General features: G+C 40.1%; 13 protein-coding genes. 6 read left to right on the top strand and 7 right to left on the bottom strand.

Translation table 11 applies throughout. From position 1 onward, the window contains the following. Positions 1-43: 43 nt before the first annotated feature. From K8P02_RS18405 to K8P02_RS18390, 4 genes are read right to left on the bottom strand one after another with little or no spacing between them, the layout of a single operon-like run. Positions 44-2,890, bottom strand: coding sequence for a hypothetical protein (locus K8P02_RS18405; RefSeq protein ID WP_025866653.1), 2,847 nt, complete (start codon positions 2,888-2,890; stop codon positions 44-46). A gap of 13 nt (positions 2,891-2,903) precedes the next feature. Continuing rightward, positions 2,904-9,095 (bottom strand): leucine-rich repeat domain-containing protein, encoded by a 6,192-nt coding sequence (locus tag K8P02_RS18400; RefSeq protein ID WP_025866652.1) that lies wholly within the window; start codon positions 9,093-9,095, stop codon positions 2,904-2,906. Then, on the bottom strand, positions 9,079-11,289 hold the full coding sequence (locus K8P02_RS18395; RefSeq protein WP_223381655.1) for a hypothetical protein: 2,211 nt from the start codon (positions 11,287-11,289) through the stop codon (positions 9,079-9,081). Before K8P02_RS18395 ends, K8P02_RS18400 begins: the two co-directional genes overlap by 17 nt. Before the next feature lies 1 nt (position 11,290). Then, the gene (locus K8P02_RS18390; protein ID WP_025866648.1) at positions 11,291-13,540 is read right to left on the bottom strand and encodes a hypothetical protein; all 2,250 of its coding nucleotides are present in this window, start codon (positions 13,538-13,540) and stop codon (positions 11,291-11,293) included. Positions 13,541-13,574: 34 nt separating this feature from the next. On the opposite strand from K8P02_RS18390, the gene K8P02_RS18385 reads away from it, so the two are divergent. Next, entirely contained in the window at positions 13,575-13,766 is a 192-nt protein-coding gene (locus K8P02_RS18385) for a hypothetical protein (RefSeq protein WP_025866647.1), read from the top strand. Positions 13,767-13,770: 4 nt separating this feature from the next. On the opposite strand, the gene K8P02_RS18380 is transcribed toward K8P02_RS18385, so the two are convergent. The 3 genes from K8P02_RS18380 to K8P02_RS18370 are packed head-to-tail and all read right to left on the bottom strand — an operon-like array spanning position 13,771 to position 14,854. After that, positions 13,771-14,034, bottom strand: coding sequence for a hypothetical protein (locus tag K8P02_RS18380; protein ID WP_223381653.1), 264 nt, complete (start codon positions 14,032-14,034; stop codon positions 13,771-13,773). Between the two features lie 47 nt (positions 14,035-14,081). Further along, positions 14,082-14,375 (bottom strand): hypothetical protein, encoded by a 294-nt coding sequence (locus tag K8P02_RS18375; RefSeq protein WP_007483094.1) that lies wholly within the window; start codon positions 14,373-14,375, stop codon positions 14,082-14,084. 14 nt (positions 14,376-14,389) lie between these two features. Continuing rightward, the gene (locus K8P02_RS18370; protein WP_025866645.1) at positions 14,390-14,854 is read right to left on the bottom strand and encodes a phage tail tube protein; all 465 of its coding nucleotides are present in this window, start codon (positions 14,852-14,854) and stop codon (positions 14,390-14,392) included. 246 nt (positions 14,855-15,100) lie between these two features. On the opposite strand from K8P02_RS18370, the gene K8P02_RS18365 reads away from it, so the two are divergent. The 5 genes from K8P02_RS18365 (at position 15,101) to K8P02_RS18340 (ending at position 22,661) form a co-directional block, all read left to right on the top strand. Continuing rightward, positions 15,101-15,520, top strand: a complete 420-nt coding sequence (locus K8P02_RS18365; RefSeq protein WP_025866644.1) for a hypothetical protein — start codon at positions 15,101-15,103, stop codon at positions 15,518-15,520. A 1,568-nt stretch (positions 15,521-17,088) separates the two neighbouring features. Then, positions 17,089-17,661: an RNA polymerase sigma-70 factor gene (locus tag K8P02_RS18355; RefSeq protein ID WP_223381651.1), complete on the top strand. Its 573-nt coding sequence runs from the start codon at positions 17,089-17,091 to the stop codon at positions 17,659-17,661. 84 nt (positions 17,662-17,745) lie between these two features. Further along, on the top strand, positions 17,746-18,714 hold the full coding sequence (locus tag K8P02_RS18350) for a FecR family protein (protein WP_025866642.1): 969 nt from the start codon (positions 17,746-17,748) through the stop codon (positions 18,712-18,714). Between the two features lie 201 nt (positions 18,715-18,915). After that, positions 18,916-20,787, top strand: coding sequence for a DUF4838 domain-containing protein (locus tag K8P02_RS18345; protein WP_025866641.1), 1,872 nt, complete (start codon positions 18,916-18,918; stop codon positions 20,785-20,787). Beyond that, complete coding sequence (locus K8P02_RS18340; protein WP_025866640.1) at positions 20,784-22,661, top strand: beta-N-acetylhexosaminidase; 1,878 nt, start codon at positions 20,784-20,786, stop codon at positions 22,659-22,661. Before K8P02_RS18345 ends, K8P02_RS18340 begins: the two co-directional genes overlap by 4 nt. Positions 22,662-22,795: the final 134 nt, after the last annotated feature.

The following is a 22,795-nucleotide window of genomic DNA, read 5'->3' as shown; positions in this document are numbered from 1 at the left end:
CTTGTTTATTATTCCTCTACCTATTAAAAAGAACTGTTCACTATTATGTATTCTCTCCTATTACAGTAAAGCAAAACGCGGACCTCACATGTTTATTGGCAGTGTCGGCGTCATTAAAGAATACACCAAAATTATTCCCATTCAAATAGCTGACAATCGGTGTCACATTATTCTCTGAACTATTCGGCCGATAAGGAGTTACCTGTATAGTATAATTAGAATGCCCCAAGTTGTGTATTATCTCATAGTCATTCCCATTAATACCTACGCCGAAAGCATAAGAAGGGCTAAGACTATCCCGTCCTTTACGCCCATATTGGTATTCGACCTCTCCATTATACCCAATCCGTCCGGCAAGGATAACGCCGGGAACATCCATTAGATTTCCGGGAGAAACCCTTACTGTTCCGTTGGGAATACTGACAGCTATATTCTTATTACGCGGATCATCTAACCCCCCTTGTATAGACGAAGGAACTGCGTTGAGAATTACAAGTGTCTTTGCCATGTTTCCCGTACTTTTATCTTCCAACCACAATGCCCCCCTTGATCCGGAAGTTCCAGGTAGAACTCCCGTCCCGAGTGCAACATAATAATTATCATCAGAATATCTTAAGAAACCATTATACACAGACATCTTACCGATTTGAGATCCGTCTTCTATAGTTACATTTTTGAATGTACCTTCGTCAGCGTCAACCCTTCCTTTAAACTTATACTTTTTATTAATCGGATCCAACTCAAAAACAGGCTCATTATCTACAAGAGCAAAAATACCTGTACGTGTAGTCCCATCTGAAGCTGTGATACAATCTTTACCTTGTGCAATACCTGTCAATAAACGAGTTCCATTTTCATCGGTCTCAACCTTTCCGGAAAACATTTTTGGAGTAACAATATAATCACCGCCTAATTCAGTTGCATAACCATTCCATTTTTCTATCCATGGGAGTAAATTGGCATCAGTGCCAGGATTACCTTGTTCTCCCTGTCGTCCATCTAAAACTTTATGTATGGTTGCCAGAGCAATAACTGTATTTGCATCACCATATGCAGTTACTGTATAAGATTGTACAGACGAGTCCCCGTAATTAATAGAAATCGTATGAAACGGGCCTCCCCCCATTGGAGGAATTACTTCCCAAATTTGACTACCTGCTGAAATTGTAAATCTTCTGGCACCACATAATTCTTTCTTCCCAGAAGTTATTTTATAAAGAGAAGCAGTTAATGACTCTCCTTTAGGTACTCCATCTGCCATTGCCGAAATTGTTTGAACCCCATTTCCATCCTCTTCAAATTCAATTAAATAAAAAACAGCATTCTCTCCTTTTATCCGTATCGGATTCCCCCAAGTACCCAAGGAAGCGTGTTCAGCTACTTTCTGGCTCATCCAAACGACTCCACTTGTAGTATCGGTATGCCACCCGCCAGTTGTCCCATCTCCAGTAGGCGGATCCACTTCGTCCGGGTCATCGTTATAGGTTATAAAAACTGAAAGGCCGTCTGTACCTTCGGTACCGTCTGTGCCGTCATTACCATCAGCAACCATCAGTTCCCATGCCGTACCATTATAGATATATACCCGCCCGTTATCCGTATCACGATATACCCAATTCTTTTGAGGAGCCGTAGGAGGAGTGGCGGAATCCCCTTTCCATATAATACTTAAACCATCATTTCCATCTTTACCGTTAATACCATTCATTCCATCCTTACCATTCATTCCGTCCACAGTCATCAAATACCATGTATCATCTTGATAAACATAGCATTTCTTATCAATGGCATTACGATAATACCAACCATTTTGAGGATTAACAGGATGCGAATCAAAATCACCTTTATAGAAAAGGCTGACTCCGTCTTCCCCATTAATACCATTTATACCCGGATTACCCTTGTCACCCGGCTCCCCTTTCAGATTTTCTTTTGCATCTTCCGAAAGGTTATCCCAAGTCAGAACTACATCCTGCATCGTACATACATGCCTTCCTTTTGCTTCATCCCATTGCCAGGAAATTGCACCTCCGGCGATATGTCCGGATTTATCAGTATTAAATTGCGCAGAACCATCACCAAACATAGCAGAGCCATCCGGTTTGATTTGATAAACGATATGCCCTGATACGGTTCCTTTTATCATACCATTCTCACAATAGAAACCTTTCGTATCGCCTTCGCCTGGTATACTTCCTCCCATTCTCATATTAAGACAATTAACAAAGCTTTTTGAGTTTATGTTAAAGAGGATATCAATAGCAGGTTGGCCTCCTTCATCTGCATGTAAATAAATAGCAGACTGCCTGCCTTTATTTGTTCGGTTGCCAAACTGAACAATTTCATCACCAGGCTCCGGAATACCCATCTGCACACTACCATTAACATACTCAATCCCGTCTTTATACGCGAGTGAGCCTGTAAATTCGGTAGCAGGAATAATAATAGTGGTGTTATCATTAATGATATCGGCTATTTCTACCCAATAGAATTTTACACCATTACTAAAATGCTGACAACGGATAATATCATGAGCTACAAAAGACATTTCATCCTCAATTGTGATATACCAATTGCCATCTTCTTTCAACTCTGCTGTCTTAATTTTGCCATTGGCCTGGGAGATATTTAATGCCCCTTTTATACAACGTATTTTACTAATCAGCATTTCAAATACGGTCATTGTCCGGCGAACTACCAGTTCATCTACTTCCATTCGCCATAGACCGGATGCACGTTCCCAGATTTTCCAACCATGCCCGGCAAAGCCGGACACAAAATCTTCTATATACTCCGGGATTAACTTTCCCGCCTTATTCAATATTTGTTTTCCCGTAGCTTTTGCTGACGAGAGGAAACCGGATACTCCGGTTGATGATAATATAGCCATAATTAATATTTTTTTATTGTTTTTCTGATAATGGATAAATTCTACTAGCAAATGTATTCCAGTTAGTTGCAGCCTTATATGCCGTTAAAGATGCGTCAGGAACATAAAAATTCACATTTTTACCAAATGTATTAGTTTCCACTGTAGGTGGAACAAGAGCCAAACAAGTCACACTTGTTAATTTATGACAACTGTCAAAGCAATACCTTGCTATAGATGTAATAGTCTCAGGCAATATGGCAGAAACCAATTCTCTGCAGCTTTTGAATGCTTCCTGTTCAATCCGCTTTACCTTCCCGAGGGATTTTATTTCAGTAATATCTGTTCCCGGAAAGGCACTACGTCCAATTAATTCCAAGTTTGGAAGATTTAATGCACCTCCTACCTTACCGGCTCCTTGAAATGCTGAAGCTTCAATCTCTACAATACTCACAGGCAATATTATATCATCCAAATTTCCACAATTAAAAAAAGAGTTCTCTTTTATTATCCGTAAAGTAGAGGGTAATGTGATACGGAACATATTTGCACATCCACTAAACATCGAATTGATTATGATCGTACACCCTTCCTCTAAAACAGCCTCTTTCAGTGACCTACAATTATTAAAAGTTGCCCCACTTAAATATACAGTATCCTTGGGTACTATAACACGAGTTAAACCACAACTACCAAACGCTGCATAATCAATAGAAACTCCATTAGGAATCTCTATTTCCGTAAGATTCACACAATTTGCAAAAGAAGCGTTTCCTATTTTCTTTAACCCGGCAGGAAGTGTACAGGCTCTCAAATTTTGACAATCCTTAAATGCAAAATTTGCTATTGTTGTACAGTTTACAAACAAGTCACCTAATTCAGGAAAGTACCGAAGACTCGAATTGCCCGTAAAGGCTTTTTCCGGAAATGTAATTACAGAAGTAAAACTATCCTTTGTACATCCATTACCATCGCCCCATTGAACTCCACAAATATTCTGAACCACCGGATCTTGGAATCTAATATATAAACCACCCGTTATATTCAATACCAGCTTCTTAAACGTATTCCTCAAAGCCTCAATAGAATCTTCATAACAATTTGCATTGATATTCAACGTACCGTCCAACACCGGGTATTCGTCCTCGCCGGAAAGACCTTCACTACTCAAACCTGAATAAGAGCCATCCGCCAGTTGTGCCAGTTTATCCAACATCTCCGAACTCTCATAGTTCTCATCAAATCCAACGGCACGTATACGCTTCAAAGCATGTGCCCCTCCCTGATCATCTTGTGTATTCATTATATCTACAAGCAGCCTCATCGGATCAATGCGTGGACAATCGACCACAAAGAAGTCAGTGATAATCCCTTTACACAAGTCAATTCCCACACCTTCATTGGTCATCAAAGGATAGTTTGCCAGTGTCAAATATTGATTGTATGCACTAAACTCCACCATACGCAACCCACCACCAGCAGGAAGAATAACTTGTACAAGCGATGTTCCATCCGCATGTACCTCCTGCAAATGTGTACAAGCTGCCAGATTCAGCGTACCGGCCAATGTAGATATATTCGACAATAGCAGCCGTTGTAAGGATACGCAATTGGAAATAGTCAATGACGAAATAGATATGACAATAGGTTCTGTCTTACTACCCAATCGGATATCACGTAACATCTGTCCCTGAATTATCATCGATCCCTGTACATTCTTATTATGCCAGTCGCCTATATCCTGCAGATAAGAAGCCCCCTGAATAGCATTCTGCTGATCACCGGACCCGGACAGTTCTATCTCCATTTCACAAACATCACCGGACTTCGTACGTGTCCCCCGGATAATTGACGTACCATTGGCTATTGCCGGATACAGTTCCATAGCCGGAGTCAATTCATACTTTATGGTATTTCCGGCAGCACGAACAGTGATTGTATCTGTCCCGCCGGCACTGAAAGTTCCAAAACTATATTTAGACATCATATACAAGATGCGCTTGGTTATCCACCTCTGTTCTGCCAGATAATGATCGCCAAGGCTCTGTGTGATAGGATCGGTATCATTGGAGTATTTTCCTGCATTATAAGCAAGCTTACCATTCTCATAACAATACTTTGCATCCGCATTATAAGCGTTCTCCGGGAAATACTCCTGTGCATTGTCAAAGAAATACTTCTGATAAAATGCGTAAATCTTCTCCAAGTCATTACCACTCTTCAAGCCACCAAGTGTTTGCATGGCTGTCATCATTTTGCGCATACTTGTTATCTTCTCATCCGGAAAAGCCAGTTCCATCAGATTAAAGAAGTTGTTTGTCTCACCGTTCCAGATGGAAGCCCCCGTTTCGTCCACATCATGCGTTTCTACACTATATTCTTTGTCCGGCAATCCCCGGTTGGTGGTATCAAAACGAGTATCCGCATCATCCACACGCCATCTCCACTTCGATGTTTCCGTTCCAAAACAGTAAGGATACGTATTCTTTGCACGCTCATCCGTACCTGCATTAAATTCTACATTATTCATAAAGAACAACGTATCCTCCACCTCCCAATACTGCGAAATTTCTTTCCTGAATTTAGCGATGCGGGCATTGACAAAAAACGTATTCAGTTCATCACCCGTTTTATTTTCCAAGTCGGCAGTCCCCAATCCATACCCTTTATCTACAAGCTGAGAGACAAGATTTATCGTGCCATTACCTATATCGGAAGGAATAAATTTATTTTGTGAAGACTCAAAATAGTACACATTATATAGGTTTACATCCCCCTCTTTGGCTATCCAGAATTCACAAGGCTCATTGCGGTACGTTATCACCTGCGCATTCAGCTCATCCAATGTGCCATTAAAGGGTTTCAGACGTGGAGAACACTGATAAACCATATTATAAGCAGGAATGAATTTAGAGATTTTATCCAGTTCCCCCTCACCGAAGTTCCATGAATTTGCACCATTATACTGCCACGCCTCTTTGTCTTCGTTGTAAAATACATTGTTATTCCACGGAACGCGAAACAAGGTACACAACGGAGAGTTATCCGATCCTTCAATGCTCAAAAGATCCGGGAACAGATCCGTATCAAATCCGAACGTATATTTATCCCCTTTATCCGGTCCGAAAGTATACAACCCTCTGAAAATATAAATCGTTTCACCCTCATCATTCACCTGTTTTTCAAAGCATACAAATGGAATCTGATAAACAGCCACACGTGCATTTGCATATTTCTCTGTCTTCATCGCCTCATTCAGCAAGCCCACTTCCCGATACAAGTCATCATAGGAATTGACCGAACCTATCTTGTGTGAATGCATAGAGGAGGCAAAATTCTTCTTTGCCGTGAACTTCTGCCCTGCAGGAAGAAAAGGTGTCATCTGCCACTTCTTTGCAGAAGTAGTCCCATCGGCATGTGTCACCACAGAATTCACTTTATCAAGCTGATAACGGGTATTCCAAATCCAGTACTTCATAGAAGAAGTTCCCTGTCCTTTGGCTGTCACATTACTGATTGACACATTCCAGTCGGGATGATCGTAGAAAAACACCTCCAACGTACCTACCCGCGAAGTCTGGTCGGCCATAGAAGGAATCGTGTTGTCATACACCATCACATTAAACTGATCTTTCGTATTTTCAAAGTCGATCTCCGAACCATTTGAGTCAAAAATATCATTATTTGCTTTGGCAGCCGTTTTCTCATTTATATCAGATAGCCAGTTGATATAGTTGGTCATCACCCCCTGTGAGGTTAATCCGAAGTCGTAAACACGTATTCCATAAATATCCACATCCGCATATTCAGACCCAATAACAATACCGCCACTATGCGCAAAGTAATCATTACTTTCATAGGTAAACTCACGATTCTTCACCCCGTTTACATAGAGAATACAAAGATTGAATCCGGAGTTCCCGTATGCATCCGGAAGAATAGTCAGTGCCAGACGTGTACGTTTTCCTTCAAATGTATGCAAGCTCTGTATATCCTTATTTTTGAGTGATTGAGAATGCATAATAATCTCATCGGCATATATATTAAGCCCCACAAAGGAATCTCCCGAAGCAGATGAAATCGTAATAACAGGCTCCGTATAATCCGTCACATTATCAATCCTGTAATCCACTTCAATGGTTTTACCCTTGCGTGCGCATTCTACCTCAAAAGGTTTGTAGTCCATTGTCAGCATAGATCCTGCAAGTAGTAGGAGGGTTTTATTTCCATCCGCATCTGTCATCCAACCATCATTACCCCAGTTCAGATTTTTCCAGACTCCGGTTATACCGGAACCATCTACCTCATTAATGATCGACTTATAGTTTTCCTGCCTGTTGGAACGTGTCTTCGGATTCATGTAAAACACCGAACCTGCCACAGCAGAATATCCCAGGGAGTTGTTCACAGAGAAAGAGATCGGACTTACCAGCTCCGTTTCTCCCTCCAGAATATGAGTCACAATTTCAAAGTCTGTGTTATCCATTGTTTCAATTTCCATCGGAAAAGAGAAAGTATGTTTAGTCGAACAAGCAATATTATCCTCGGTTGAGGTAAATACAGACATGATATCTTGCTTAACAACAAACTGTGCAGAAGTAGTCACATTATCCCCATCGTACATAGCATATTCAAACAGAGTATTCTCGGACCAGTTGATAGCTTTGGCGAGTACATTATTCACTGCCGCCAACTTGACTTGTTCGCCCGGAACAGCACAAATTACATTGAAAGATACCGTCTTCGTCTTTATACTTCCGTCAGAATTTGACACATAAGCAGATATACGGAACACTCCGGTCTTTCCGGGATGAGGAATGGCATAATTGTAAGCAGTTTCCACATATACACTTGTACATAAAGCCACCTCATAAGACTCATTATAATCTGTACCGGATATATTTACATACAGCGTTTTAGATACATTGCCACCAATATAAAGAGGAAGTGTCACGTTTCCGGTGTAAGCTGTCCACCATTTAAAGTTACCGGCATCAACAGACAATGAAGTGAGCTGAACGGTGTACACAAATGCCGGTGTGGTAACCTCCGTCACCGTTCCCGTCACTTTAATCATCACATTATTAACTCCGGAAGTCAAAAACTCAGCTACATCAACAGTGGTTGGAACTGCAGAATTAACAGATAGCTGTTTGACTACTGCATATTCATCACTATTACTGCTCTTCACTGATATCAGGCACAATCCACGTTCTCCCGTATCTTCATAAGCTTCACCGGAGTCGTAACGTTCCTGAGAAACAAAGGTGAATTTCAAGAGACAAGGTTCCCCCTTACTTGCCGAGATATTCTTACTATCAAGGTTGTTCACAATACGTACATTACGTTGTATTCCGGTAGATCCTCCGCCGCCTAACTCCTTCTTTTCCCAGGCAGTTCCGGTCCACTTATATAGTGCATCCTCATTAAATACATAGCATACGCATCCTTTGAGCAGATAAGAGATATCAAGTGCATCTCTTTCGGAAGTTGTATTAACGGGAATCCAGCCGCTACGTATCAATCTCTCTACAGCCCACTCTTTCGTACCGGCTTTACGAACCAGCATATCATCCGTATCCGAAAATGTATCGGCAGTATCGTCTACATTGCGTAACCCGCCAAGCGTGGTGGCTCCGTCACTTGCCGGAACTTCTATCAATGCAACAGAAAGGGGCTGTGAATCATCATCACTCTCTTCGATGACATTGGCTGACATACCCATGTTACTCTCTTCTATTAATCCATCAGATAGTACAGAATGAAATTGCGATGCTGTCTTTGATGAACGTACAATAACTCCTCCATTAAGTTCCAATAAATAATCAGTACTATCTGCCTGATCTTTACGTAAAAATCGTTCATTAACCGGACTATCTATATCCAAATCATGTGCTATATCCGCATAGGCTGCTTTATTAGCATGAGCAGCTTCATCAGAATAAGCAGCAGCATCAGAATAGCCAGCTTTTACTTTCTCATCAATATTCACTACCTCCCCACTATCATCATCAAGAACAGAAGTCTTCAAATACAAATAATTATCATCATCAATAGATATCTTATCCAATGTTAACAAATTTTCATGAGTATGTCCATCTCCTGATACCGAAGAAGTGTTCATATTAACGTTAACACTTCCACCACTAATTCCGACTTTTTGTAACCTTTTACTCCGTGCTTTCGCTTCTCTGGTTACTGTTAGAACATTATATTGTTTTTTCATAATCTATCCCCTCAAAATAATCTGGTTCTACCTGTACTAATTTCACTTCACTTTCTTCAGTTATTACATGCTGCACATCACTAACTATCATATAATTACCCGGTTCACTAAGATCTGTATACAATCCAAAATCATTAAGTAATCGAACCGTACCGGTCAACATATTCATTCGATGACTGTATTGGCTGTACACAGTTCCCATGAGTAACTTTTCTATATAATCTGTAACTCCTGCACGGCTAAATTTTACTACAGGATTATAATCTTCTTTCCGTAACAGTATCCCCAATCCACACACCTTCAAATCTCCACTATTTCCTAAAAAGGTGTCTATATCCAAGTCCTCTTTTGCAGAAGTATTTACCCATGAGGAATATTCTATATCCTTAGTTTCAATTTCTTTGCCATAACCATCAACTATGTCCAAAGTAGGTGTTTTATAAAGCAACCAACGAACTTTTTCTGCAAAGCCATCAAATACCGGATGCTGTGCTATATCACTATTAGAGTAGCCCGATGAACCTTGATTAAATATTCCTGTACCTATTTCTACTTCTATCGTGCCTTGTACATTTTTCGGTATAGAGATATATTCACCTGCCCCCATTATATCGTATAAATGACATAAAGAAAAATGTGGATATTGTACACATTGATGGTTTTCCATCCATCCTCCCGGATATTCGGCCTTAGTCAATTTATCTTCACGCGGAGGAGTATAATAAGAGAGTACAGCATACGGTCTATTAGGTTTATTAGTTTCCGGATAATCTCCATCTACCCAACGTTGGTTACCACCATAAGAAACGCCAATTTCCTTATCATAAGAAACATTTGCATAATGTTTCATTACAATTCCCTCTGCATTTCTTATACGCATTCTAAAAGGAATATGTACACATCTGATTTTAGTTCGCATCTTTTCATAATCCCCTTGCTCATTATAATCTCCGGATGTTTCAAATGGGTTATAACGGACATCAAGTAATACTCCCATTTTAAGTCGCAACAAACGTTGCCTTTTCTTACCGTAAGATACTAATGAAAGAACATTAGGAACATCTATTTTTTTATCTATTTTTATCAACGTTTCATAATTAGTGAATAGCGAATTATTCACTATCGTATTATACAGACCATATTGATTAGCTCTAATTTTTACAATCCAGGCCACTCCTTCACCTTCATAATTGGAGAAAACCGGATCTATTTTGAAAAGCATCGCATGTTTATGTATAAAAAGCCCCTTTGGTGCCGGTACAGATTGAAAAAGATCCATATAGAATCCTTCCGAAGCATTCATAAGGTCATCACTACCCACAGAATAATCCGTACGCACAAGCAGATCAGTAGCAAAAGGAGATAAACCCTCTGTTATGACTTCTTGCTTCATAAGTTCTGTCTTATCATACGGACTAAAAGATACCTTCGCACTTTTATATACAGCATCTACTCCAAGCACAGCATCCTTTCCTTCCCAATGTATTAATTCCGGTTCAAAGGTATCTTGTATAGCATTCAAATCATATATAAACACATCTCCGGACCGCTGTATCATCCTCATTGCAAATGGCCTCAATGTTTCATCCAATACTGTTCTCCATGTCATTGGTTCTCCATCTTCATCATAAAAATTACCACAGTTAATACAAGTATGAGAAAGAAGAGTTTCTGATGAAGTGTCTCCTGCTCGAGAAGTAGAAATATATTGTTGTATACCCCGGACATTTATAAAAGAATTACGTAATGCCTTCTGAAATAGCTCTAAAAGAGTCAGAAATCCGTTCTCTTGAAACTTCAACCGATCTAATACAGCAAAATCACTAAATGTCAATGTAACCTCATACTCCTTTTCATAGGAAAAAGGTTCTTCATAAAGTTCCGTATCCAGTGTTCCACTCCAATAAAGTGTATTGTCACGATATACATCCATGCGGATACTACCCGTATCAACCGTATACAGGTCTTTATACTGTCTATCTACCCGGCTTACAACAGTTAAAGTAGCCTTACTACTTTGAACCGGTTCTAATTTGTCTGTTTCTCCCCACTCTATTACCAACGGATCATCTGCCGGAAAATCCAAACGCCCGATAGTTGTATATTTTTCCTCGGCATCCTGCCATATCTCAGCTCGCCATAAAACACCAGCTATACTGAAGAATTCACCTTTATATCTAAGATATTTTTCCATATTATTTTGTACGTTGATTAATCCTATCTACTTTATTCAATATTCCACGAAGAACCCGTCCGTCTATTACAAACTCAACTTCACCCCCTATACCTCCGGCAGGTTGTAACATATTGCGCAATCGATTGAGTGGAGCCACTACTTCCGGATTATTTTGTGCTCCGGAATATTCACCAAAAAGCCCGAGAGTAGGACCATAAGCTAAACCACCTGCCGCAAATTTTGGAATTGAAGCTAACGCAGCCAAAACACTAGCAACAGCGGCAATGGCTAAGATCGGTCCAACAAATGGAATACTAGCCATAGCCGATGCTGCACCCGTACCTGCCGCTGCTGTATTTGCTGCAACCTGTGTTCCTTGTGCTGTACATAATGCCAAAATTTGCGGTATAGCCGTTCCTATCGCTTGAACACAATTGGCTCCCCAATCAAGCCATTGCCCGGCTGCCCCTCCAATAAGATCACCAATACTTCCCATGGCTGTGCCCATAGCCCCCAGCCCATCAATCATATTAGCATTTCTCTCTCTCATTTCATCCACTGCCATATTCCACCTCTCCATATTGGAAAGTGTTTTTTCCATATTTGGCACCTCCGGTTCCGGCAATTTCATATCCTTAAACCCTTCTTGTGTCAACATGGAAGATCCTATTCCCGGATTATCTTTTATGGAATCATTCTGTAAGCGCTCTACCATCCCACTAATGTTACCCCCTACAGGTGTAAAATCTATCGGAACAGATAGCTCGCCATACTCTTTTTTAAAGGCTTCTTTTTCAATCCATTCTTCTGCACCTGCTATTTGTTTTTTCAGGCTATCAATTTTCAACTGAATATCTATAGAAGCCGTACCAACTGTAGTATTTGACAAACTTTTTTCCAATTCGGAAAGTTCCTTTTTCATGGCCGTAATACTTCCTTTAGCAGGAGTATCCGACTCTGAAGAGAAGACTGATTTTGTTTTTTCTGTTTTCGTATTCGTACCAGGCGCTTGAAGTGGAGAACCTAAAACCGCATTTATCCGCTTTACTTCTTTTTCATAGTCCTTTCGGGCAGACTGCATACTATATATATAAGGTGTAATCGGATTGTCAACATAAGAAGAAGCCTGTCCGGCGGTTCCATAGCTCTGTACAACTGTTTTATTCAATTTACGGACAAACTGCATCCATCGCTCCGGAATTTCTTTATCTCCCCTCCGAATACTGGCAGCTATACCCTCAAATACCCGGTTACCAGTCTCTTCACCATATTCTTCCGTAAGTACCTGACGCATTTTTGTGAGATTCTGACCTTCTTTATCAGCCAATGCGTCTCCTGCCGAAGATAAAGCACGTTCGCTGGCACGGGCACGGGCTGTTTCAAGAATAGCTGTACTCAGTTTACTATAGGCTACACGTGCAGTGTCTACATTTATTATCTCTATTCCCAACTGACTTAGATAATCTCCATACTTTTCCTGAATTTTATCTTTTGCTCGTTTCCATTCATTTGTTCCTTCCTTAGCTTTATACAAACTACCAAAAAGTGTATCCAAAGAATTCTGCTCCGTAGATACCTCTTTATTCATGTCGGTCATTGCTTCATCCAAGCGCTTTTGTGCTTTTGCTGTTTCGCTATTACCTAATGCCAATTTGTATATTGCAATTCCAAGAGTTGCAACAGCGGCAGCAGCTATTAGATAGGGACTGGAAGCTATGGCAATATTCATGGCTTTCGTTGCACCGGTAGTGGTGGCGATGGCAGAGCGAGCTGTCAACATCTGCATTTGGTAAATGTATAAAGCACGTTGACCTAAAGTAATAGCTTTAGTAACTCCTGTTTGTGTTAAAATAACAAGTTTATTGACAAGAACAGAGTTCTTAATTACCTTTTCAAACTTATTATATACATTCCAAGCAGAGTCAACCGCTGGAGCCAAATCACCAATAAGAGCAATGTAAGCAAAAAACTGTTTACTTAAATCTATCATTTCCAATTTCAAGTTATCTACCTCTGTCCGAAAATATTGCATATCTCTTGACATTATCCCCATATTATTGGTAATCTCCAAAAAACCATTTGAATTCTTTTGTATCAGTTCAAGACTATCCGACACAGCTTTAAGACTACATATAGTTATTAAAGAAAACACCCGACTTGCTTCTGCTGCATTTCCCATTATTCTAGAAAAATCATTCAATGAATTAGAAGCCTTTCTTAAGTCACCTTCAATCTCAAGAAATATTTGATATTCTACTTTATTATTCATATCTTTGAAAAATATTTTTAATTGATTTTATAAAATGAAAGTATTATTAATTCTTATATTAAGTACCATTGTTTTGGCTTTAATCGTTCCACTCAGTTATTCAAATTCTTATTTTAAAAAAAAACTTGATAAAGAGAAACAGACCCAAAAAGAAGACAAAGAACATGAACAACGTTTACGTGATGAGAAGAAATATGATAGTGATTACCACAAGCGCCATTCATAATATCTCATCCATTCCATAATTTTGTAATCTCCTCAAACCTATCTTTCGTACTCATTGACTCTTCCTTTTCATCTTGTGGCTGATTTTCCCATGAAAACCTACAAATATCAGTAGGAAGTAACTTTCTCTTACTATGAGGTTGCAACATACAGCAAGCTAAAAAGCGGGTTTGTTCCCATGACTCCCGTTCTAATCGTTGTTCCTTTTCTTGCCAGGCTTTATAAGCTATTGAAAATTCAGATGGGGTACACCGGCTAAAGTCGTTCATACTCATTCCCATGTACCCCATTGCAATGCCCAACAGTTCCTCTGCTGTTACGCTTTCATCTTCTTTTTTTTTGAGCCTTCAGCACCTTCCGATAAGTTTTCCTGGAACTGTGCAAAGTCCTCCAGATTAATGCCATCGGCAAAGTGATCAAACTCCATGTCAAATGCTATGCCATCGGCACGACAAGCACTGCGTACACAACAAAACATAAATAGAGTCAGTAGTTCGAGCTCAGCACCGATGTCATTTACATCCTTGCCGGTTTGACGTTTAAAGTCAATCATAGCACCCATAGTCATACGACTGGGATACTCTTTTCCGTAAAGTTTCACTTTGTGCATATCTGTATGAAGATTTACTTTTCAGCAGATACAGGTTTTGCTTCTACCGGACCACTGTTTTCCATTGAAATGGTGTAGCTGGCATCATCGTCTCCCGGATTTTGTTCTTCGAGACTGGTGATAATGAAATCTCCTTCACGATACTTTGTAGTCTCTTCACCACGCAACGCATAGCGCACTTTCACAGCTTTGCCTGCTTCCCACAATTCGAACAACTTATCGTACCCCAACTCATCACCATAAAACTTAAAACCTTCGGCACTAATACTGACAGACAGGCCACTGACTGACTTCTCTTTCCACATACCGGGATTATCGGCTTTCGCTTTTTCAGTAAGAGTAGGTTTTACAGCCCGCTCTTTTGTTTCTGCACTGTTAGTAATTGTACACGTCTTACTGTGCCCCAGCGGAGTGAATGTGTTTTCGCCGGTTACAATGCCCACAAGCATATCACTTCCATGTTGATATCCAGTTTCCATAATTAAAAAAATTAAATTTGTTAATAATTTACCGTTTTATCATTAAAACGAACAGAAACAGTAACGGCTACCTGTACTGCCCGTATCGCTTCGATGATGCAAACATAACAGGGTAAAATTTCAAAAACAAATAACAGTGTAACGGTTACACAAAAGTATGTAACCATTACACTGTTATTTCTCTTATTAGCGATTAATAGGCACCTTTACAGTGAATTATTAAAAACAATTTAAACATAAATTATTATGAGAAAAAAACTTTTCGAGACAGTGACAGACTGTCTAAAGACACTAACCGATTCGGAAACAGGAGAAAAAGTAGTGAAACACATTGACCTTTGGCAGACTTCCATTACCGAATCCGGTAACGAAGCCTCATTTCCAACACCAGCTGTATTTATTGAATTCCTACCAGCTACCTGGAAAACACTTTGTGGAAACAAACAAACGTGTGAAGTGCAGTTACGCCTGCACATAATAGAATATACCGCAGAAAACGACACACAAGTTGCATTACATGGATTTGAACTGGCAGACAGGATCGCCAGTTTACTAACTGAATGGCAATTGGAAAACCGAAGTAGATTCCTGCGAACAGAAAGCCTGACAAATCATGAAAGTGAAAAGGTGAAAGATTGTATGGAAACATTCAAGTTAACAATCTAATCAGTTGTTTCAACTAATCGTGCATTAAAAACAAACACTACTATTATTAATTTTCAGAATATTCATAAAATGAAAAAGAAATGCACAGGCTTCAGCTATATTAATAAAGTCAGAGATGTTAACAATATATATGACACATATGCACGATCGGGGTTATCAAACAGAGAAATCCTGAGACGATACATTTGGCCAAAGCATCTAATTTCAGAAAAAACGTTCTACAACTACTTGAACGCTTATGCGGATCCTGATTTTTTGGAAAGGCTAAAAGAAATGGAACATTCACTATCTATTAAATAATACTTCCCACAACTCAGATATAGATAGCATCACCCAATTAATAGAAGTTCATATGAGTTGCCTACAACAACTTGAATGAGCTTCTATTTTCATAAATTTTTAGAATTCTATAATTGACCAATAGAAATAAAACAAATTTTATAAATCAATAAATATGAAAATTGGAAACAATAGCCAGAGGTATGTTCTTTCATGAATAGGTAAAGGAAACGAATTAAAATAAAAAGACACTGAAAGACATACACCACTTCACGTACTTTACAAGAACACGCACTTGCAACAGACTGATAATCAACACTTATAATATTGTACACTTTTGTCATACAAGAATGTACAATCTTATATGACAAGAGTGTACAATATTGCATGGTAAAAGTGTACAATCTTATAATTCGTTGGCTATTTAGTTTAAAAACGGAATTCGAATGGACTGATGAGCCGGTATTGGTGGCATTGAATGCAATGCCGTGATAGGATTAATAAAGGTTTCGAAAAATGTAGTTATCCTATCTTTTTGTTCCTATATGGCTGATTTTCATGACACCCTTATTCTAATTATTACTGCAATTAGAGAATAAAATGCATAATAATATCAATTATTATGCGTATTCTATCGTATAATCTTTCTTTAGTTGGATAATCATGCACATTTATTCGGCGTGTTATCCTAATTTTCCCGGTATGATAAGTTCGGTTCCTCTACGAGAAACAACCCGAACCTCGTAGAGAAACGACTCGAGACTCTACGAGAAAAAATAAAACCGTCTCAAAAGACGTTTTCAGACGCTAACTGAGAGTAAAACCCACCCCGATCACAACTATTAAAAGTACAATCAAATAAACTCATAAAGACAAATTTTGTAATAAATATCAAAAGAACAAGATATTTTTGTTACATTTTTCTCCATATACCGTACAAATAAGAATAATAAAAGCCGGAAATGCCGAAGATTTTTATCACTTGCAAAAAACCTCCCTTAATTAGAGGATTCTAAAGGATCAGGAATGTCACTTTGTCAAATTGTTAGTAAGTATGTACTTTGATTTGTTCTTATGTCTAATCTCCATCTATACTGATAGGATAAAACTATCCTGAATATGTTGCCAGTCTGGACAAATTCAACATAGAAAATGAGGTAACCGACAGTATACACCTGTATCAATTCGATTTTTTAATGCGAGTAACATTATAATTCTCATTCGAATTTATTTCCTTTATAATATATTTCCATAACTTTGGCCCGTACTATCAAAAACACTCTCTGTGTATGGATAAAAAATACATTATAGGCTTACAGAAGGGCTCATATTCTGATTTCAATAAATTATATGACCTTTATGCAGATAGATTGTATGGCTTTGCTTACAACCTGACACATTCGTCGGAGATGGCAGAGGAAATTGTGCAGGAAGTCTTTTTAAAAATCTGGCAGATGCGGGAGCACTTATCTCCCGAATATTCTTTTCGTTCTTTTCTCTTCACGATTGCCAAAAATAAATTCTTGAATGATCTCAGAAACCGGCTCACCTTGCTTTCTTATGACGAATACATAGCTCAACTGGATATAACGGAAGGAGGAGAAAACTCCACAGAAAATGAGTTTAACTTCAATGAGTTGAATGAACAGGTCCTCCAATCCAAAGACAAACTGAGTAAACGGCAAAAGATGATATTTGAAATGAGTAAAGAAGAAGGATTGTCAAATCAGGAAATTGCTTTAAAGCTTGGCATCTCCGAACAATCTGTCAGAAATCAATTAAGTAGTGCACTCAAAGTTCTCAGAGAAGAGCTCACTAAAATCGGCTTTTCTTTCGCTCTCTTTTTTATGAGTCAGTGGTAAATCTAAAAAAAGTTAATAACAAAGGATACATATGTTACATGATTCGTATTTCTGTGTATCACTTATAAACGGACAGGATTGATTATGGAGAAACAGAATAATATAGTTGAAAAATATATTCGCGGCAGCATCAGCGAAGAAGAATATAATGAATTGCAACAGCAGATTCAGAATGATTCTGATAGCAGTGTCGGGGATATGCTAAATGAGTGCTGGCAAAAAGACCTGAATATCCACGTTATGCCCCGGGCTGCGAAAGAACGGACCCGGAGACTGATTAACGAGAAGATAAAGAAGGATATGAGGCGCGTCTGGTTCAAACGGGCGTCGACCATTGCAGCTTCTATTCTGATACCCATATTAATCATCTCTACGGTTTACTTCTATAAGGAAATGGACCATTACAAGCAGATACCCAATATCGTATCTGTCAACAAAGGACAACGAGCCGGTATTACACTGCCTGACGGAACAATTGTTCACTTGAACAGTGAGTCTAAGCTTACTTATACACCCGATTTTAATGGTAAGTTGCGAGAGGTGGTTCTGGAAGGAGAGGCCTTTTTTGAGGTCACTCCCAATAAGGAGAAGCCTTTCATTGTGAAAACATCCGTTTTCGATGTAGAGGTATTGGGAACTTCCTTTAATGTCTCGGTCTACAATGATGAGAATATTGTAGAAACCGCACTTATGGAAGGAAAAGTGAAACTGACGATGCAGGGCTGTCCGTCTAAGCCTGTTTATCTGACGCCTTCACAGAAGTTTATCTATTCCAGAAGCGATCGGCAAGGTACTATCTCCATCATGGAGGGAGATACCGAACTGGCCTGGAAACAAGGTATACTTGCATTCAGTGCAGAACCGTTGGAAGAGGTTTTCCGGAAAATAGAACGCTGGTATGGAGTAACGATGCACTACGACAAAGAAAGCTTAGTGGACGATAACTTCACAGGACAATTCAAGATGATTTCCATCCAGGAAATGATGAATATATTGCGCATGCACTATAACCTGAAATTTAAAATAGAGAATAATGACATATACATAATCTAAAAACAGAAAAGCATATGAAAAATACCGATTAAAAAAATCCTTTCGTCCTCCACCGTTCCGTCCTTTTTTTTAGGAAGCTGATAAAAATAATCAAAACAGTTTCTTAATATCCAAATTCGTTTTAATCAATTCAATTGACAGGGAGCCTTCTCAGGTTGGCTCCAAGCCATTGCTATGCCCTTTTTTAAACAAAAAATGCTTATGAAGAAAATAATAATGTATATTGCCTTACTGATGTTGCCGATCCTTTGTTCAGCCCGGAAGGCCTTTGTGATAGAAGAAGGCCGAACCGTGATACTGACAGGTAAACACGCTTCATCACCGGCACTGCTTGCAGCACACGAACTGCAATATTTCGTAAAACAATCATTGGGGATACACGTACCCATAGTGAATGAATTACCATCAGGACCCACCGGAATTATCTATGTGGGTAACAGTGAATATACGGATAAGATACACTTTGAACCGCAGGAATATCTGATACAAATCACTCCGGAAACAATCGTTCTGATGGGACAGGACGAAAACTATGATGGTGATGGGGGACGCGATAACAACGGTATAACACCCTCAAAAGACCGGTTAAAAATTAACTACTCAAAGCTGACAGGCAATTCATCGGCCAACGTAGAGTTGACGCTGCCGTCTATTTATGATGCACAAGGAACTTGTTATGCTGTATATGACTTCGTTGAGAACTATCTGGGTGTCCGTTTCTATGGTCCGGCTCCGCTAAATGTGATTGTTCCCAGGCAGAAGCAACTGAAACTGGCTCCAACCCGAGTGATGCGTTCTCCTGCAATCAAATACAGAGACAGTAGCTATTCTTTTGATTGGCCGATGATGAAAGAACAATATTTTGAAGCTACACCGGAGATGAACCAGCTATTCCTCAGAAGAATCCGGTTTGGCGGAGAGAAATGGGCTGCCAATCATGCTTTCACAGCTTATCAGGACCGTTTCCTTCAAAAGAACCCGGATCGTCCGGAACTCTTCGAGGGTTATCATCCCGAATATTTTGCCGTCGGACGTACCGGAGGGCCTCACGAACGTCAGTTCTGTTACACCAATCAGGCATTTATCAAACAGGTGGCCAAAGATGCCTGCGACTATTTTGACGGGCAGCCCCTGAAAGGTGAACAAATAGCTTTAGGAGACTATTTTGCTGTGGTTCCGCTCGACAATGCCAACTGGTGCCAATGTGAAGAATGCAGTCGGCAACTGGCTATTGATAAAGATAATATCCGGGGAGAACACTTCAATTGCGGTACTGCCACCCATTACCTGTGGACCTTCATCAACAATGTAGCCAAAGAGGTAAAGAAAACCCATCCCGGAAAAAAAATAGCCGCCCTGGCCTATCATGTATATGCTTATCTGCCTAAGGATATAGAACTGGAAGATAACATATCGGTAGCTCCCTGCCTTCACCCACGCAACTATTGGGCACCAAAGATGAAAGAGAATGAAGCTGATTTCTACAAAGACTGGATTGAAGAAAGCAGGAAGAGCCATCGCCCCGTCTATCTGTGGAATTACCTGTGTTTCCCAACCGAACGCGGACTGGTACAGGGGTTCAACGTATTTCCCGGCTTCAGTATCCACCAAGTGGCCGAAGAAACAAAAATGTACGCCCGGGATGGTGTACGAGGCATATTCCTTTGTGGAATAGGAGAGCAGTTTGATTTCTATGCCACCATGAAACTCTATGATAATCCGGCATTAGACATAGACCACCTGCTAAATGAATTCTTCACCTCTTATTTTGGTAAAGCAGCCCGCCCCATGCGCGACTTCTATGACAAAATAGAACAGGTATACAGTGATTCCAAAAATTATCCGCTGGACATTCAGACTAAAGATGCACAGTTTCACCAGACAGAAGCAATAGCATGGGAGTACCTCGGAACAGACCGGGTAATGAAGGAACTGGAAGGATATATCCGTAAAGCACAATCGTTGGCAGATAGTCCGGCAGAAAAAGCACGCGTGGATTCATGGGTGAAAGGAGTCTGGGAATATATGCAAACAGGTAAAGCCAAATACATATCTAAAAAAGCAAAAGAATGAAACTTATCAATCTCTTTCTATTCCTCTTCCTGCTGGGATGCGTAAGTTGCAAAAGCCCGGAAGAGAACATACCCAACGAGTCTATACAGATTATTCCTCTGCCAAACAACTATGAGCTCAAACCGGGAAGTTTCTGTATGAACGGCCAAACAACGATCGGAATAGATACTTCTGACACGGCAATGGTAGCTCTGGCGGAATACTTCAACGAAAAGACCAGTGATGCTACCGGATTCTCTTTACCGATTGGTGACTCCGGAACAATACTCTTTCAATTAGGCGATTATAAAGAGTTGGGAGAGGAGGGATATCAGTTGTCCGTATCCTCCGGGAAACTCGTGCTAAGTGCATACAGGCATCATGGTATATTCAACGGCATACAATCTGTTCTTCAACTACTCCCTCCGGAGATAAAATCGAAAACAGTGCAGCCACAGAAAACATGGTACATCAATTGTGTAGAAATCACCGATAAACCTCAGTTCGCATGGCGCGGGCTGATGCTTGACGTTAGCCGGCACTTCTTTACCAAACAGGAAGTGAAGCGGTTCATAGACCAAATGGCAGAATACAAGTATAATGTGTTTCACTGGCATCTGACCGATGATCAGGGGTGGAGACTTGAAATAAAATCACTGCCTGAACTGACCAATATCGGTGCATGGAGAGCTCCCCGGGTAGGTAACTGGTGGGAGAGAGAACCACAACTCTCTACCGACTCTTTGAGCTATGGAGGGTTTTATACTCCGGAAGACATCCGGGAGGTTGTAGACTATGCCCGGAAACGCTATATTACGATAGTGCCCGAAATAGATATACCCGGACACAGTATGGCTGCCCTGTCGGCATATCCTGAGATTTCCTGTACGGGTGGTCCTTTTCATGTGAATGTAGGAAATACATTCTATACAAAAACGGAAAACTCCTTGTGTGCAGGCAATGAACGGACATTTGAAGTTCTTGATACTGTATTCTCTGAAGTTGCCCGCCTTTTTCCTTCCCCATACATACATATCGGAGGCGATGAATGCTATAAGGGCTTCTGGGAGAGATGTCCCAAATGCCGGATGCGAAAACAAAAAGAACATCTGAAAAATTCGGAAGAACTGCAAAGCTACTTTATAAAACGAGTGGCCAACATGGTTCAGAAAAAAGGGAAACAGGTTATCGGATGGGATGAGATACTGGAAGGTGGTTTAGCTCCGGAAGCAATTGTAATGTCATGGAGAGGTATAAAGGGAGGTGCGGAAGCTGCCCGCCAAGGACATTCGGTTATTATGACTCCGAGCGATCATTGCTATCTGGATTTCTATCAGGGAGACCCGACAGTTGAACCGAACACTTACGCTATGCTTCGCCTGCAGGACTGCTACAAATATCAGCTTATCCCTGACAGCATAAATCCGTCTTTAGTAATGGGCGGACAAGGAAACCTCTGGACGGAATCCGTACCTCACTACCGTCAGGTGGAATACATGGTCTGGCCCCGTGCTTTAGCTATATCCGAGACATTATGGACCGATGCCCGGTTACGTAACTGGAAATTCTTTGTCCACAGGGTAGAACAACAATTTGAGCGATTCGATCAATCCGGAGTTAACTATGCCCGCAGCATTTATGATCCGATAATCTGTCCGCACCGGGATAAAAAGAACGAACTGAAAATAGAACTAAAGACAGAAGTAGAGGGGCTAAGCCTGTTCTATACATTCGACAATACAATCCCTGATGTCTACTCCAATATGTATACAGATACACTTTCTGTTCCTAAAAATGCATCGATGCTCCGTGTAGTCACTTACAAGGGACAGACACAAGCAGGCAGACAGGTTGATGTTACAATCGAGGAGCTGAAAAAGAGAGTGACGAAATAAAAAGTAGTATGTTATAAAACATAAAAAAAGAGATGTTACAAATAAAGCCAATCGGTGTACTACTTACAGAACGGACAAGGACAAAGAAAAACGAGACATCTGACTAACAAGTAAAAACACCTGAAAATCACTTA

Origin of the sequence: Bacteroides nordii (assembly GCF_019930665.1) — a bacterium.
Classification (GTDB): domain Bacteria; phylum Bacteroidota; class Bacteroidia; order Bacteroidales; family Bacteroidaceae; genus Bacteroides; species Bacteroides nordii.
This window is presented reverse-complemented; position numbering and strand designations above follow the sequence as displayed.